The 14,488-nt window shown below is 64.4% G+C and carries 12 protein-coding genes and 2 pseudogenes; 9 read left to right on the forward strand and 5 right to left on the reverse strand.

What is annotated here, in order from left to right:
* The 4 genes from CBI38_RS21625 to CBI38_RS21640 all read right to left on the reverse strand — a co-directional run bounded on the left by CBI38_RS21625 (position 1) and on the right by CBI38_RS21640 (position 3,956).
* Positions 1 to 1,167: an ABC transporter ATP-binding protein gene (locus CBI38_RS21625; protein WP_109332059.1), complete on the reverse strand. Its 1,167-nt coding sequence runs from the start codon at positions 1,165 to 1,167 to the stop codon at positions 1 to 3.
* The gene (locus CBI38_RS21630) at positions 1,164 to 1,952 is read right to left on the reverse strand and encodes an SDR family NAD(P)-dependent oxidoreductase (protein ID WP_109332062.1); all 789 of its coding nucleotides are present in this window, start codon (positions 1,950 to 1,952) and stop codon (positions 1,164 to 1,166) included. The genes CBI38_RS21625 and CBI38_RS21630 overlap by 4 nt, the downstream gene beginning before the upstream one ends.
* A gap of 32 nt (positions 1,953 to 1,984) precedes the next feature.
* Entirely contained in the window at positions 1,985 to 2,197 is a 213-nt protein-coding gene (locus tag CBI38_RS21635) for a hypothetical protein (protein ID WP_109332063.1), read from the reverse strand.
* Between the two features lie 436 nt (positions 2,198 to 2,633).
* Complete coding sequence (locus CBI38_RS21640) at positions 2,634 to 3,956, reverse strand: FAD-dependent oxidoreductase (RefSeq protein ID WP_109332064.1); 1,323 nt, start codon at positions 3,954 to 3,956, stop codon at positions 2,634 to 2,636.
* 392 nt (positions 3,957 to 4,348) lie between these two features.
* Here CBI38_RS21640 and CBI38_RS21645 point away from each other — a divergent pair, with 392 nt between their 5' ends.
* From CBI38_RS21645 to couM, 9 genes and pseudogenes are all read left to right on the forward strand, one after another.
* Positions 4,349 to 5,236, forward strand: a complete 888-nt coding sequence (locus CBI38_RS21645) for an ABC transporter substrate-binding protein (RefSeq protein WP_230989914.1) — start codon at positions 4,349 to 4,351, stop codon at positions 5,234 to 5,236.
* 105 nt (positions 5,237 to 5,341) lie between these two features.
* Positions 5,342 to 6,130 carry an SDR family NAD(P)-dependent oxidoreductase gene (locus CBI38_RS21650; protein ID WP_109332066.1) on the forward strand — a complete coding sequence of 263 codons (789 nt, stop codon included), beginning with the start codon at positions 5,342 to 5,344 and terminating at the stop codon, positions 6,128 to 6,130.
* Between the two features lie 340 nt (positions 6,131 to 6,470).
* Positions 6,471 to 7,049 (forward strand): recombinase family protein, encoded by a 579-nt coding sequence (locus CBI38_RS21655; RefSeq protein WP_230989915.1) that lies wholly within the window; start codon positions 6,471 to 6,473, stop codon positions 7,047 to 7,049.
* 141 nt (positions 7,050 to 7,190) lie between these two features.
* Positions 7,191 to 8,249, forward strand: a complete 1,059-nt coding sequence (locus CBI38_RS21660) for an ABC transporter substrate-binding protein (protein ID WP_204164788.1) — start codon at positions 7,191 to 7,193, stop codon at positions 8,247 to 8,249.
* Between the two features lie 77 nt (positions 8,250 to 8,326).
* Positions 8,327 to 9,316 (forward strand): FecCD family ABC transporter permease, encoded by a 990-nt coding sequence (locus CBI38_RS21665; RefSeq protein WP_109332073.1) that lies wholly within the window; start codon positions 8,327 to 8,329, stop codon positions 9,314 to 9,316.
* Positions 9,313 to 10,098 (forward strand): ABC transporter ATP-binding protein, encoded by a 786-nt coding sequence (locus CBI38_RS21670; protein WP_109332074.1) that lies wholly within the window; start codon positions 9,313 to 9,315, stop codon positions 10,096 to 10,098. Before CBI38_RS21665 ends, CBI38_RS21670 begins: the two co-directional genes overlap by 4 nt.
* A gap of 17 nt (positions 10,099 to 10,115) precedes the next feature.
* Positions 10,116 to 11,405: an MDR family MFS transporter gene (locus tag CBI38_RS21675; RefSeq protein ID WP_109332075.1), complete on the forward strand. Its 1,290-nt coding sequence runs from the start codon at positions 10,116 to 10,118 to the stop codon at positions 11,403 to 11,405.
* A gap of 97 nt (positions 11,406 to 11,502) precedes the next feature.
* Positions 11,503 to 11,665, forward strand: a pseudogene (locus tag CBI38_RS39205) (Zn-dependent protease); the annotation flags it as partial.
* A gap of 734 nt (positions 11,666 to 12,399) precedes the next feature.
* A pseudogene (gene couM, locus CBI38_RS21690) lies at positions 12,400 to 12,657 on the forward strand (p-hydroxycinnamoyl-CoA hydratase); the annotation flags it as partial.
* A 592-nt stretch (positions 12,658 to 13,249) separates the two neighbouring features.
* On the opposite strand, the gene CBI38_RS21695 reads toward couM, so the two are convergent.
* Positions 13,250 to 14,425, reverse strand: a complete 1,176-nt coding sequence (locus CBI38_RS21695) for an MFS transporter (protein WP_109332082.1) — start codon at positions 14,423 to 14,425, stop codon at positions 13,250 to 13,252.
* Between the last annotated feature and the right edge of the window lie 63 nt (positions 14,426 to 14,488).

Raw genomic sequence — 14,488 nt, forward strand, 5'->3', positions numbered from 1 at the left:
TCATGACGCGGTTCCTCCACTGCCTGCCGCGACCAGATCGGGCTCGGCGACTGCCGAACCATTGGGTTCGCCGTAGACCCGCAGGCTGTCGGGCGAGAAGCTGATCACCAACGGCGCACCGGGCGTCATCTGACGCAGCCGCGCTCCGTGTTCGGATGCCTTGGCCCGCAACGCCAACGGCTCGGTACCGGTCTTGACCGAGACGTCGAAGTATCGGCCGGCGTATTCGTAGTCGACAAGTTCGGCGTGAAGGGGAACGTTGCCCACCGGGACATCCTGTAATGACTCATGGAGGAACACATCGTCCGGACGGAAGCGGGCGACTGCGCTGGTGCCCTCGTCGGCCCGGTCGCGCACTACGGCTCCACTGAGATCGATGCCGTCACCTGCGTTGGTCTTCCAGCCTTCGTGGCCACGCTTGAGTTCGAGTCGATTGCCCATCCCGATGAAGGCGGCGACGTATTCGGACGCCGGCATCTCGAAGACATGCTCGGGAGCGTCGTACTGTTCGATCCTGCCGGACTTCATGATTGCCAGACGATCGCCCAGCGCGAAGGCCTCAGCCTGATCATGCGTGACAAAAACGGCTGTGAATCCGATCCTCTGGTGCAGCTGGTGGATCTGCGACCGTACTTGATCGCGAAGACGGGCATCGAGGTTGCTCAACGGTTCGTCGAACAACATCAGGTCCGGTTGGGCGACCAGTCCGCGAGCCACCGCGACGCGCTGCTGCTGACCACCACTGAGCTGGGACGGGTACCGGTCGAGTAGCGCGCCGCAATCGACCATGTCCGCGGCCGCTTCCACCGATCCGTCGGAGATCGCCTTCTTGAGTTTGCGGACCTTGAGCGGGTACGTGATGTTGTCGCGGACAGTCATGTGCGGCCACAACGCATAGGACTGGAACACCATCCCGATATTGCGCTTGTGCGCGGGGATATCGATCTTGGTGCTCGCATCGAAGACCGTCTTGTTCCCGAATTCGATCGACCCACCTTGCGGGGTCTCGAGGCCGGCCAGGCAACGTAGGGTCGTGGTCTTGCCGCAACCGCTGGGTCCGAGCAGGACCAGGAACTCGCCTTCCTCGATGTCCAGGTCGAGTTCATCGACGACCACATTCGATCCGTAACTCTTGTTCAGACCGGAAACTTTGAATTGGGAGGTCATTTCGAGACGCTTTCTGTGAAGATCTTTGGTGTACGTACACCGGCGGCCTGACCACCGTCGATGATGAGGTCGGTTCCGGTGATGTAGGCACTGTCATCGGTGGCGAGGAAGCGGATCGTCTTGGCCACCTCCTCCGAAGAACCTCGTCGCTGCATCGGGATACTGCGCACGTAGGCGGTGGTGTCGTCCGCCGCGAAGTCCGGCACGGAAGTGATCTCGGTTTCGATGCTCCCTGGACACACCGCGTTGACACGGATCCCGCGGTCGGCCAATTCAAGGGCGGCAACCCTGGTCAGCACCCGAACGCCGGACTTCGCGGCACCGTACGCCCCGAGTTCGGCGGTGGCCAAAACACCCCGCAGGGAGGCCAGGTTGACGATGGATCCGCCGTCGACCATGGCCTCGGCTGCGGCTTTGATCCCGAGGAATGTACCGATCAGGTTGAGGTCGAGCATCTTCCGAAAACCGTCCGGAGATGTCTGTTGGAGTGGAGCCTTGATGGCCGCACCCGCACTGTTGACCAGAACCCCGAGCGCGTGCCCGTTGGCGGCTATCGCCGATGTCGCGGCAGCCCAGTTTTCTTCACTCGTCACGTCGAGATGGAGATAGTGGGCGGCCGGACCCAAGGCATGTGCCCGCGCCTGTCCCGCAGCATCATCGACATCGCCGAGATACACTGTTGCACCCTGTGCGGCAAAGAGTTCGGCGCTTGCGCCACCGATACCACCGGATGCACCGGTCACCAATACGGTGAGTCCACGCAGCGACGTCGCCATGTCATCCATCGTCGTATTACCTTTCGAGTGTTGACCGGTGCTCAGCTCTGGAAGAGATTCGTCCACCTTTGGGGCGTACTGATCAACCTGGTCAAAGCCAGATCGTCGGCCTCGGGCGACGCGATGTCCTTCGCCCCGACACCTGAACCCGGGATCTCGGGGAGGGCTGCGGCGTAGCCGCCGTTCAGTGCGCTCCGGCCTCCGCGGGTCCCCAGGAAGTCCGCGAGCACCTGTGCCGTATTCAGGTGCGGCACGCCCTCGATAGCCTCTGTGAACCGAGGGACCCCAATTGTTGGGGGGCAATGCCCAGTCAACCGGAGCCCCGGCGTTGACCTCGGTCACAAGCGGACAATCCCCTCGACCGCGCTGTTCGACAGGCCCGACGAACCACCACAGACGACGACGCCGGGCGTCGCCATGGTCCTGGCCGCAGCTCGGGCAACCTTGGAAAAGGCCTTCATGTCTGTTTCCCTTCGAACTGAACGTGAGCTCTCGGCCAAGGCAGGAAGCAATCGGCGTAAAACCAAACTGAACTGATGTCAGTTTGAAGCTATCGGCCGCAACCTGTGATGTCAATCACGACCAGAAAATTGAAGTGAATTTGTTTCGATTTTCCTGAGTGGTTCACGCGGAGGGCGTGACTGAACCCGCCGCTCATTCCGGGTCTGACAAGGGGGCGGAGACGCCCGGTCAGCGCGCCGTGACAGCTGCGGTCAGCCCGAAAACCAAGGCGGACGCGATCCCGCCGGCATAAGCCCGATGCCAGAGGCCGCCGGCGTCGGAGCCGGCCGCCAGCAATCCGGCGATCGGAGCGCCGTCCGCGCCCAGCACCCGCGCGTGATCATCGATCCGGATGCCATGGAACGGAAAGGTGATGGCCGGAGCAGCCTCGATGAAGTAATACGGCCCCTCCGCCAGCGACGCACGATCACGAGTACGGCCAGGCGAAAGATGATCACCGGCATCGGCGGCGCGATTGAATTCCGCAACTGCCGCAGCGATAGCCTTGCCGTCGTATCCCCATTCCTCAGGTAGGTATTCGAACTCGTCGAGATCTTCGGCCATACCGGCCCTTCCACCTCGCCTGTTGGCGAGATCGAACTTGTCGAGAGCGATGGCGCCTTCGACATAGGACGCCAACATCCAGTCGCGATGGACGCGTGCGTCCGCGATCAAGAGCCCACGACTCTCGGGCTGGCCGAGGAGAGCCATAGTGGTCAGATGGTCACCGAGCGTCTCGTCGACGAAGCGTTCGTTGTTCAGGTTGAACAGCAGAGCATGTTCGCTGTAGTAGAGCGACATGTCCACGAAGTCGGAGGGGTCGGCCAGCTCGACGCCACTGGGGATCAGGTGCCCGTAGAAGCCCGCGTCCTCAGACCCGGTCGAAGCACCCACCGCCGAGGCCAGCCGGTACCCGACACCACAGCTGTTCGGATTCGACCGAAGCTGCATCTTCCCGGCGTCGGGGTGCACGTGCTCGGCAAGAAGTTCTTTGTCGCCCTGGAATCCACCGGTCGCGAGCAACGTGTTGAGCGAGCGGATCTCGCGGACCGCACCATCGACGCGCACCGTCGCACCGACGACACCACCGTTCTCCAGAAGCAGAGCCTCGGTGTCCGCGCGGAGCATAAGTTCTCCCCCGGCGTCGACGACAATCCGCCGGCAGGTGTCGAGATAATGGTTGGTGTCGAACTTGTGACCCTGACCGCCGAAATCCAGGATGCGCTGGGCATCGTCGACGTCGATACCCACAGATCGGATCCACTCGATCCCGTGGGCGAAGCGATCGACCAGAGCTCGTTTGAGTGACTCGTCTCCACGTGGGTTCTCGGCGTTCATGATCTCGTACGTCGGCGCGGTCCAGGCATAGCCGGCAAACCGAGCGGATCCGCCGACGTCGCCGCTGACCTCGACCAGGCATACTTTCTTGCCGCTGCGCGCAGAGTTGGCTGCGGCGGTCAGCCCGGCCATACCCGCACCGATAACCAGGAGGTCAAAAGCTCCGCTGGACATGATCTTCCTCACTTCCGGCGGCCGGGTCGGCCGGGTCTGGCGACCCGACCAGCCACCACGATAGGGCCGTGACATGCAGCTTACGGCACTAGAACTGATTTCGGTTCAATTAGATTTTCACGAACCTGGAGACGTGTCAACGAACACCCCGTCAAAAGGAGAGCGCCAGTACACACACCACTTGCGTTGTGTGCTGCATCACTCTATGTTGAACTGAATTGACTTCAGTCCAGGAAGGTTCAGACATGAAACACAAGTGCATCCGCGCGGCGGTGACAGCGGCCCTTGCCGCCCTCACGCTGACCGCGTGCGGTAGCAGCTCGTCGGGTACATCCGAGCCGGTTTCGGGTTCCTGGGACGACGTGATCGCCGCGGCGAACGAGGAAGGCAAGGTGACGATCTACTCGACGCAGGCCGCACCGCGCCTGGCGGCACTCGAGGGGGCATTCGAAGCCGCCTATCCGGCGATCGATCTCGAAGTGGTTCGTGGTGTGGACGCCGACCTCCTGTCCAAGATCGACGCCGAAAGCAGGTCCGGCAAAGGCATTGGAGACGTCGCCGTCATCACTGACGTCTCCTGGATGGACGCCAACAACGACACCGACGCTGCGGGCAAGCTGATCGGCCCAAACTTCGACAACCCAGAATACGAGCGCGACACCAGCATCATCGCCGACCGCTTCTTCCTCGAGGGAGCAGTCCTCCTCGGATTCGGCTGGAACACGTCCTTGTTACCGAGCGGCATCTCGACGCCTCAGGATTTCCTGGAGCCGGCGCTGAAAGGCAAGATTGGCATCGTGAACCCGGCCACGTCGCCCACCTACCTCGACTACTACTCGCACATCGAAAAGTACTACGGCGGACGTGAAGTGCTGGAACAGATTGCAGACCAGAATCCGCGCATCTACCCCAGCAATCAGCCGCTTGCCCAGGCGATCGCCTCCGGCGAGATTTCCGCAGGGCTGATGGCAGACCCGATGCTGCCCAACAAAGAAGCCGGCGCGCCGGTCGAATGGGCTGCCGGCGAGCATATCTGGGGCGCCAAGTGGTACGGGCTCGTACTGGGCACGTCACCCCACCCGAATGCCGCACAAGTCCTCGCCAACTTCATGGTGAGCCAGCCGGGCCAGGATGCCACCTCTGTTGGGTACAGCTCCGCGCTACCCGACGTCGAAGGATCGTTGGCTCGCGCACAGGAGGTCCCCGACCAGAACGTCGAGGTGACCACTGGCGATGGTGCAGAACGTTACCGCGACGAACTCGAAAAGACCTTCAACTGAAGCCGCGCCCGCTCACCCGCGTGCTGTCACCACCGGCAGCAGCACGCGGGTTCGTGCGTCCTGGACCCGAGCTACCGGGATCTGGATCCAACTGAAAGGCAACAGATGACCGACAATCAGTTCGCAGGAAAGATCGCCGTCGTGACCGGCGCCGGATCCGGCATCGGTGCAGCAACCGCACGAGCGCTCGCCGATCGCGGTGCCCTTGCCGTCTATTTATGCGACGTGGACAAGGACGCAGCCGAGGCTGTAGCCGCCACCATCGACGTGGGACAGGCCATCGGCCTCGACGTCAGCGATTCGGCCGCGGTCGCCACCGCCTTCGAACTCGTCGTAGCGGCCCAGGGCCGGATCGACGTGGTGGTTCATGCCGCGGGCGTCGATGATCCGACGAGCAAGCAACGCATGTACGACGCCGCAGAGAAGGGCGAACCGATCGATATCCTCGCGCACCTCGAGGATGACAACTGGCGGCGAATCATGTCCATCAACCTCGACGGAACATTCTTCGTTCTGCGTGAGGCCGTACGCGCAATGAAACCTGTTGGAAGCGGATCGATTGTGACGATCGGCTCGTCGTCGGCCTTCGACACACTCATCGGCTACCCGCACTATTCAGCATCCAAAGCCGGGGTCCACGCGCTGAGTCAGTCTGTGGCCAAAGAAGTTGCACCATTCGGGATCCGCGTGAACACCGTCGCTCCCGGTCCGGTTGACACCGGGATGGCCAGCCGCACCCCGGCACATCTACGGGAGGCGATGGCCAAGAGCGGCGCCCGCGGTTACGCAACACCAGAAGAACTCGCCGACAACATCCTGTATCTGGCATCGGACGCTGCAAGCAACGTGGTCGGCGCGGTGCTGTTGAGCAACGGTGGTCGCTTCACGGTCTGAAAACCTACGCGACAGCAACCCACAGCCATATCAGAGACCGTCCGGCTCGCCATTCTCCCATCGAAAGTTTCGCCCATCACGACCGCAACTCGGGTCATCTGTCCGACATAACCGCCACCGAGACCATTCATGATCGCCGAGGTCGCGTCGCCCGGGCCGGATCTCTGCGGGTCCTGAAAAGAAATGACTCGATGATGAGCCTATTGACCCATGTCAGACCCGTGGCCGGATCGGTGTCTGTGCGCTCGCGCCAGAGAAGGAGCCATGAGCACATTCGCACCGATATCGGTGAAGTTGCCCTCCTTCCGGGGACCGGCTGGGTCTTTCGCGTCAAGATGCGTTGAGTCCGCTTCACGACCAGGTGCGAGAGGCAACGGCGCCGCCAGATGTTCCCCTTCGGCACCAGGTCGATGCGCTAGTTCGCGCCGGGGTGGCCGCCGAGAACATCCACGTCGACCATGCGGGCGGAGCGAAAGCGTCATGCCCCCAGCTCGATCTGGCGCTGGCACGGCTACGCGAGGGCGACGTCCTGGTGATCACCCGGCTCGACCGGCTCGGACGATCGGTACTGCACCTGATCACCCTCGGCGCAGAACTCCGTGAGCGCGGCATCGGCCTGAAGGTGCTCGAGCAGGGCATCGACACCGCTACCGCCGAGGGCCGCGCCATGCTCGGCATGCTGTCGGTCCTCGCCGAGCTCCAGCGCGAGCTGATCGTGGCCGAAACCCGAGACGGGTTGGCCGCCGCCCGCGCCCGCGGCCGCAAGGGCGGCCGGCCGTCGAAGCTCAGCCCGGACCAGATAGAACTCGCTCAGCGCCTCTACGACGCAGGCGAGCACACCGTCGCCCAGATCGCGGGCATGCTGAAGGTACGAGACCACGAGAATCTGATAGGACACGTTCGACCGCGGATGCTGTGACTTTCCCTCCAGGTGAACCTTGATGGTACTTAGGTTAGGGTTACATGATATCTTTCACGTTCTTCCTCGTGCGCACCTGCTGATCGCTGTCGCTTCGATCGACGCTCGGGCGGAGTATTGATCCTGGACGAGCAGAGAGTTATGACGATCGTGAAGATTTCCGTAGGCCGAATCGGTCTCGTGGCCGTCACCGCAGTACTGGCCAGTGCGCTGGTCGCGTGTGGACAATCCGAGGCGGTCGACGACACCGGCGCCGCTGCGACCGGGGAAGGTAGTACGAATTATCCGCTCGTCCTCGATAACTGCGGCAAGACAGTCACCGTCGACGCTCCGCCGGAGCGGGTGGTGTCGCTGGATCAGGGATCGACCGAGATTCTGTTGTCGCTCGGACTCGCCGACCGGATGGTGGGTACCGCGTCGTGGACGGATCCGGTACGTGACAACCTCGCCGAAGCCAACGCATCGGTCCCCAGGCTGGCGGACAACGCACCGACGTACGAGGTCGTTCTCGACGCCGACCCCGACTTCGTCACCGCCTCGTTCGGCCGTCACTTCAAGCAGGGCGGTGTCGCGGAGCGCGCCCGGTTCGACGAGACCGGAGTCGAGTCGTACCTCTCGCCCACTGACTGTGAGAACGGGGTGAGTATCAACGGCGGCGGCAAGCGCACCACACCATTGACGATGGACGCGCTCTACCAGGAGATCCGTGAGATCGCGGCTGTGTTCGACGTGAACGAGCGGGGCGCGCGTCTGGTCGACGAACTGCAGGGCCGGGAGGCCGCGGCCATCGCCGGTATCGAGAAGTCGAACGTGTCGATGGCGTTCTGGTTCGCCGACACCAAGAGCCCCTACGCCGCGGGGGGTCTGGGCTCGGCGAACCTGCTCGCCACCACCGTCGGCGCCACGAACGTGTTCTCTGACCTCACCGACGATTGGGCGGCGGTCGGTTGGGAAACCGTTGTGGAACGAAACCCGGAGGTCCTCGTTCTCGGTGACCTGTTGCGCAACCGTTTCCCTGGAGACCTGCTGGCGGACAAGATCGCTTTCCTCGAATCCGATCCGGTAACCCGGAACCTCGACGCGGTGCGCAACCATCGGTACATCGCCCTGCACGGCGCGGAGATGAACCCGTCCATTCGTGCCGTCGATGGCCTCGAGAAAGTCGCCGCCGGCCTCCGCGACCTGAAGGTCCCGTCCTGACCACCACTCTCGGCCGCGCCGATAGCGCTGCCGCCGAACCGGTTCGGCGGCGACAGTGGCTCGTCGGGTCGCTGATCGTGGGCGGCGGGATCCTCGCGCTCGCACTGTCGATCCTGGTCGCCGTCACCTTGGGCCCGGCGGATGTTTCACTGGTCAACGTCCGCGACGTCCTGTTCAACCACCTCGGTCTCGCGGACATCCCGGTGCGGTTGTCGAAGAACGCGATCGTGTGGGAGGAACGTCTACCCCGCGCGTTAGTGGCCGCCGCCTGTGGCGCCGGTCTCGGTCTGTGCGGTGTGATCATGCAGTCGCTGCTCCGGAACCCGCTCGCGGACCCGTTCGTGCTGGGAATCTCGTCGGGTGCGTCGACCGGTGCCGTGATCGTGGGTGTGCTCGGGGTTGGTGGGGCCGCGCTCGGTTTGTCCGGCGGCGCATTCATCGGTTCGCTGGTCGCGTTCGGGTTGGTGCTGCTCCTTGCCCGCCTGTCCGGTGGCAACAATGACCGCATCATCCTGGCAGGAGTCGCGAGTACCCAACTGTTCTCCGCGCTCACGTCCTTCGTCATCTTCGCGTTCGCGGATTCCGACGAAACCCGAGGCGTGATGTTCTGGCTGCTCGGATCCCTCGAGGGCGTCCGCTGGGACGACGTCACGCTGTGCGCGGTGGTCGTCTTCCTCGGCACTGCCGTGTGCCTGCACTTCGCGTACGTCCTCGACGCCTTCTCGTTCGGCGACGATGTGGCGGCCTCCCTCGGCATCTCCGTCGCGAAGGTCCGTCTCCTACTGTTGGTGGTCACGGCGATCATCACCGCTACCCTGGTCAGCGTCGCCGGCGCGATTGGGTTCGTGGGGCTGGTACTCCCGCATGCGGCGCGGTTCCTGGTGGGACCGCGGCACAGCAGGCTGATCCCCGCGACGGCGTTGATGGGCGCCGTCTTCATGGTGTGGGTGGACGCCGTCTCCCGCGTCGCGTTCGCGCCCACCCCGTTGCCGGTGGGTGTCGGCACCGCCCTGGTCGGTGTTCCCGCGTTCATCGTCATCCTGTCCCGTCGGAGGAGAGCACAGTGACCCTGCACGCCGACACCGTCACCTGGAACCGCGGCGGCGCCCTGGTCGTCGACGGGGTCACGGTGACACCCGAACAGGGCGAGACCGTGGGACTGCTCGGTCCCAACGGGTCCGGAAAGTCTTCACTCCTGCGGCTGCTGAACGGTGTCGTCCGACCGACAGCAGGTGTCGTGACCCTCGACGGCAACGACCTCACGACCGTGCGGCGCAAGGACATTGCGCGCGCCGTGGCGGTCGTGAGCCAGCACGCCGACACCGACGTCGACATCACGGTCCGCGACGTCGTGCGCCTCGGACGCATCCCGCACCGCGGAACCTTCGGCGGCGACCCGGCCGCCGACGACGCCGCAGTCGCGGCCGCGCTGGAGCACACCGGCCTCACGTCGAAGGCGGACCGGCTCTGGCACAGACTGTCCGGCGGGGAGAAGCAGCGGGTGCAGATCGCCCGCGCCCTGGCCCAGGAGCCGCGCGAGCTACTGCTGGACGAGCCGACCAATCACCTCGACATCCATCACCAGCTGGAGTTGCTGGCACTCGTCACACGGCTGCCCGTTACCAGTGTGATCGCCCTGCACGACCTCAACCTCGCCGCCATGTTCTGTGACACGGTGATCGTGTTGAAGGAGGGGCGGGTCGTCGCCGGCGGAACGCCCACCGCGGTCTTGACGTCCGAGTTGATCGCCCAGGTGTACAACGTCCGGGCCGAGGTTCTCGTCGACGAGGCGAAGGGACGACTGTCCATTCTGTTCGAGCCGGGGGCGATTCCCGTTCCCACGCACTGAGGACCTGGGGTGTTGTCATGCGGGTCGACGATCGGGGTGACGTGACCGCGGGTGCTGATGGACGGCGGACGCGCTGGCGGTGGTCGTTCTTCAACGACCTCCGTCGAGCGACGCCTACCGTCAGGCTGCTCGTCCTCACCCAGTTGACGTTCAACGTCGGCTTCTTCATGGTCTTGCCCTACCTGTCGGTGCACCTGACCAGCAACCTGGGTCTCGGTGCGGCACTGGTCGGCGTCGTACTCGGTGTTCGCACATTCTCACAGCAGGGACTGTTCTTCGTCGGCGGCACCCTCGCCGACAGGTTCGGTATCAAGCCCGTCGTCCTCGTCGGCTGTGTACTGCGCGTCCTGGGATTTCTCGGCTTGGCGGTTGTTGATTCTCTGACCGGAGTGCTGGTGGCGACGGTCCTGGTCGGCTTTGCGGCCGCATTGTTTTCTCCCGCAGTCGAGACCGCGGTCGCCATCGAGGCCGGCAAGAGCGAGCGTCGCGGTGGTCCGCGCCGGGTAGAGACATTCGCCCTTCTCTCGGTATGTAATCAAATTGGCTCTTTCACCGGTCCACTCGTCGGATCGGTGTTGCTGCTGGCCGATTTCCGTATCGCCTGTCTCGTCGCTGCGGTCATCTTCGTCGTCATCATCGCCGCGCACCTGAAATGGCTTCCGAACGAACGGGGTGAGCACCAAGACGAGCCATGGCACGGGGGATGGACAGACGTGGTGCACAACAAACTGTTTGTGCTGTTCGCGATCGCCATGAGCACCCAACTGGTCGCCTACAACCAGCTGTACCTCCTGCTCCCTCTCGAAGTCGAACGGGTATGGGGATCGCAATCGGTGCTGGGCTGGTTCTTCGCACTTTCGGCGGTCTTCGTCGTGACGGCGCAGTTGCCGATCACCCGCAGGGTTCAGAAGCGTTCCCCTCGCGTCGTCTTGCCGATCGGGTTCGCAGTGATGGCGGTGTCGTTCCTCGTCCTCGCGGCAACGGCTCCGCTTCGACTGAGCGGTGTCATCGGTCTGATCCCCGTGGCGGTCTTCGTGCTGCTGCTGGCGCTCGGGCAGATGATCGCGATGCCGCAGGCACGCGATTTGGTGCCCCGCTTGGCTGCCGAGCGGAGACTGGGTGCCTATTTCGGATTCATGGCGTCACTCGGTGGCATCGGTGTACTCATCGGCTCGGCCGCGCTCGGGTCGTTGATCGACGCTGTCCCCGAGACCGGCTGGGGTGCAGGAATTCCGTGGCTGGCAGCGGCTGCGTTTCCCATTGCCAGCGGATTGTGTCTGCGGACCGTGCTGGCCAGATTGCAGTGAGCTCGATCCCGTCGTGTTCCCTCGACGGACAAAGCTGCTGGCGAGCTGTCAACGTCGCCTTCGAAGGCCGCCGGCGAGCCGTCGAGCTGGCGTGGTGATCGGCGACGAGTTCTACACCGCAGCACGCACGCACAAGCAGAACTTCGATGCCTCGAACGATCCGTTGATCCGGATGCTGCGGGAGATCGGCTCCGGGCTCCGGGGCGCGGCACCGTGGTCGGTAATGGCGTGGGGAGGTGGCCACCGACATCAAAGTTCGGCGGCGCGGCAGGTGTTGCGGGAGAACAGTCTCCGATACTTCGAGGGGGAGCCCACGGCGCCGGTGTACATGTGGCACAGCACGCTCGATGGGCGCTGGTCTAGGTCGCTGCACACTGACCAAAGACCGTGGATCGTTCATGGTCGCTCGACAAGACTCAGCGGCGCGCGGTCGTGCAGTCGTTGGCGAGTGGGTGGCACGTGGGCTGGACCGAACCGTGAGGACGTCGAGAGCCTGACCGAGGTCGATCGACCGGGCCGAGTATCGGCGGCGAGCTCATGCCGCCGACCGGCGTCAGACCGCCGCAACTGCTTGACGTGCCGGCCGCCTGGTCCTGGGAATCGCATTTCTCCGATCACCGCAAGCTGCGCAACCTGCTCGACGAACGCTCAGATCGAGGACAGCCGAGTGGAAGAACCGAAAATACCCTTCCCCCAGTTATTTTCACCCGCCGAAAACAGAGATTGTGTCAACTGAACTGCTCCGTATCGCATCAGATGCATCATCCCCGGGCCGTGTGGTCCGGCACCTGAGCAGCGGCACGCACGGGCGCTTCGCAGCACCGCTGCCGGGTCAATTCCGATTTCGCAACCACCCGGTGATCACACCTTGCCTGGGCCGAGAGCGCCTCGGCGGGGCGGCACGGGAATGTGGACGGATCCTCCACATATCGGTTGGGATCGTAGTGAGGTCGTCCATTACTCCTTTTCGCGTGGCGCCGTAGCGTTTCCCTCGTCGTCGCTGATCATCCCCATGTGGGACGGGATCCTCACCGTCGACAGCGTCACCATGGCCGTCAACTACGGCCTCAACAAGGTCCGATTCACCAACCCCGTCCCCGCCGAGGGACGCGTCCGCCTGAACGCGACGCTGCAGTCCGTCGAGGAACTACCCAAGGGCGGTGTCCAGGTCACCATCGACGGGAAGATCGAACTCGAAGGCAGCGAGCGCCCCGCGGTAGTCGTCGAGGCCGTGTACCGCTTCTTCGAATGAGCCAAGTCACGAGTCCTTCGCGCGATGCAGGCGCGGGGGTTCGTGACGCCGGTGAAGTCGGGCGGGCCGGGGATCGTGTGGTGGCAGTCGTCCATACTGTTCCCGGTCTTGTGCCGTTGCTTCCCGACAGTCTCTACCGGTGCATCCGAACGAATCCGCGATGTGTCGAGGGGTTATGTCGCACAATCCTTCCCAGGAGACACGGCGGGGTGTGCGGCCCGACTCCGTTCCTTCCGAGGATGCCCTCCCCACCGATACCCGCACATCGATCTACCTTTCACGATCCGTCGGCGACCGGCCAGTCCCGCCAGCCGCACCATTTGTGAGTCCCGCTTCTGCCGGCGGATCGTGTCACGTTCGACTCCGAAAGCGATGTATCCCGAATGCCTGATCACTACATTGGTGGCCTCGGCTTCCTGCGTGCGCGGGGCCGTCTCGGCCAGCACTGGCCGTGGCCGCCGCTGCTCCCGGTGCGGTCGCGGGTCGGTGCGCCACGGCCGCACAATGAGCCGCTGGTGCCCGCGTGCGGCGCGACCGAACGGTAACGCCCTCCTATGTGAGTGGCCAAGCGTGCCCCGGCACGCTTGGCCACTCACGTGTGGGTGAGGTGCCGGTCCTTCACCTTCCGGCCCACTGCCACGCACAGCAGCATCAGCAGTGCCGCCCCCACGAAGCAGGTGGCGTAGCCGAGGTGCGGGGCGAGGAGTGAGATGACGAACGGGACGGCGAAGCCGATGTAGATCAGGCAGTAGAACACCGCGACGGTCTGCGCGAGTTCGTTTGGCGGTGCCAGTTTTTCGACGGACGCGAGACCGGAACCGAGCAGGATGCCGTAGCAAGATCCGAGGAGGAACGCCGCGACGACGATCGCGGCGACGGACAGCGCACCGCCGGTGTATGCGACCACGGTCGCGGCGCCGAAGCCCAGCACACCGAGGGCGATGCCGACCCGGATCCCGGCGGCGGCCTCGTCCAACTGCGACCACCGTTTGGCCCACGGCTGGATCACCGCCCCGGTGATCAGGGTCAGCGCCGCGACGAGCCCGGTGAACGCCACCGACGTGGAGCGCAGCGACTCGGACACGAGCGGTGGAAGGGTCGCGAACGACACGGTCGCTACACCGAACACCCACGGCGCCCAGGGGGCGATGCCCCACCGGAACTGGGGTGTCGCCAGCACCGACAGAGGTTTGGCGGTGAGGTCGGTCGCCCGGACCCGCACGTCGGGCACCGCCCACACCAACGCCAGGGCACCGAGCATCAACGCGATGTGCACCAGGTACGGGAGCAGCTCGGGGGCGGGGAGCCACTGCGCGATCACTCCGGCGAACAGGGCCCCGCAGCCGAATCCCGCCGACAACGACACGGCGGCGCGGCGTGCACCCGCCCCGGCCGGGGCGGTGGAGCTGAGTTCCTTCATCCAGGCGGTGCCGGCGCCGAACGCCATGCCGGAAGCGAGTCCGGCCAGCACCCGGCCCAGATAGAGCAGGTCGGGGACGGCGGCGCCCGCGATGAGGACGAGGGAGGAGACGATGCCGACGGGAATCATCGGGCGGATCACCGCGCGCCGGCCGAACCGGTCGGATACGCGCCCGAAGTACAGCAGGGCGGGTACCAGCCCGACGACGTACGACGCGAGCATCGCGGTGAACGAGCCGTTGCCGAGACCGAGATGTTCGCGGTAGACGAGCTGCATCGGGGCGAACTGGTTGGCACCCCAGCTGACCGCGAACAGCGCGGCGGCGAGGCGGACCCAGGGCGGAAACATCACCTGATCCTCCCAGAGCCCGTAGCGCGGCGAAGTATCAACACTTCACAGCTCGGGCCGCGG

Origin of the sequence: Rhodococcus oxybenzonivorans, assembly GCF_003130705.1 — a bacterium.
Lineage (GTDB): Bacteria > Actinomycetota > Actinomycetes > Mycobacteriales > Mycobacteriaceae > Rhodococcus_F > Rhodococcus_F oxybenzonivorans.

Bases quoted from the DNA above. Each gene is read 5' to 3' on its own strand.
- CBI38_RS21660 (WP_204164788.1), top strand. From the start codon at position 7,191: ATGACGATCGTGAAGATTTCCGTAGGCCGAATCGGTCTCGTGGCCGTC.
- CBI38_RS21625 (WP_109332059.1), bottom strand. From the start codon at position 1,167: ATGACCTCCCAATTCAAAGTTTCCGGTCTGAACAAGAGTTACGGATCG.
- CBI38_RS21640 (WP_109332064.1), bottom strand. From the start codon at position 3,956: ATGTCCAGCGGAGCTTTTGACCTCCTGGTTATCGGTGCGGGTATGGCC.
- CBI38_RS21695 (WP_109332082.1), bottom strand. From the start codon at position 14,425: ATGTTTCCGCCCTGGGTCCGCCTCGCCGCCGCGCTGTTCGCGGTCAGC.
- CBI38_RS21675 (WP_109332075.1), top strand. From the start codon at position 10,116: ATGCGGGTCGACGATCGGGGTGACGTGACCGCGGGTGCTGATGGACGG.
- CBI38_RS21630 (WP_109332062.1), bottom strand. From the start codon at position 1,952: ATGGATGACATGGCGACGTCGCTGCGTGGACTCACCGTATTGGTGACC.
- CBI38_RS21650 (WP_109332066.1), top strand. From the start codon at position 5,342: ATGACCGACAATCAGTTCGCAGGAAAGATCGCCGTCGTGACCGGCGCC.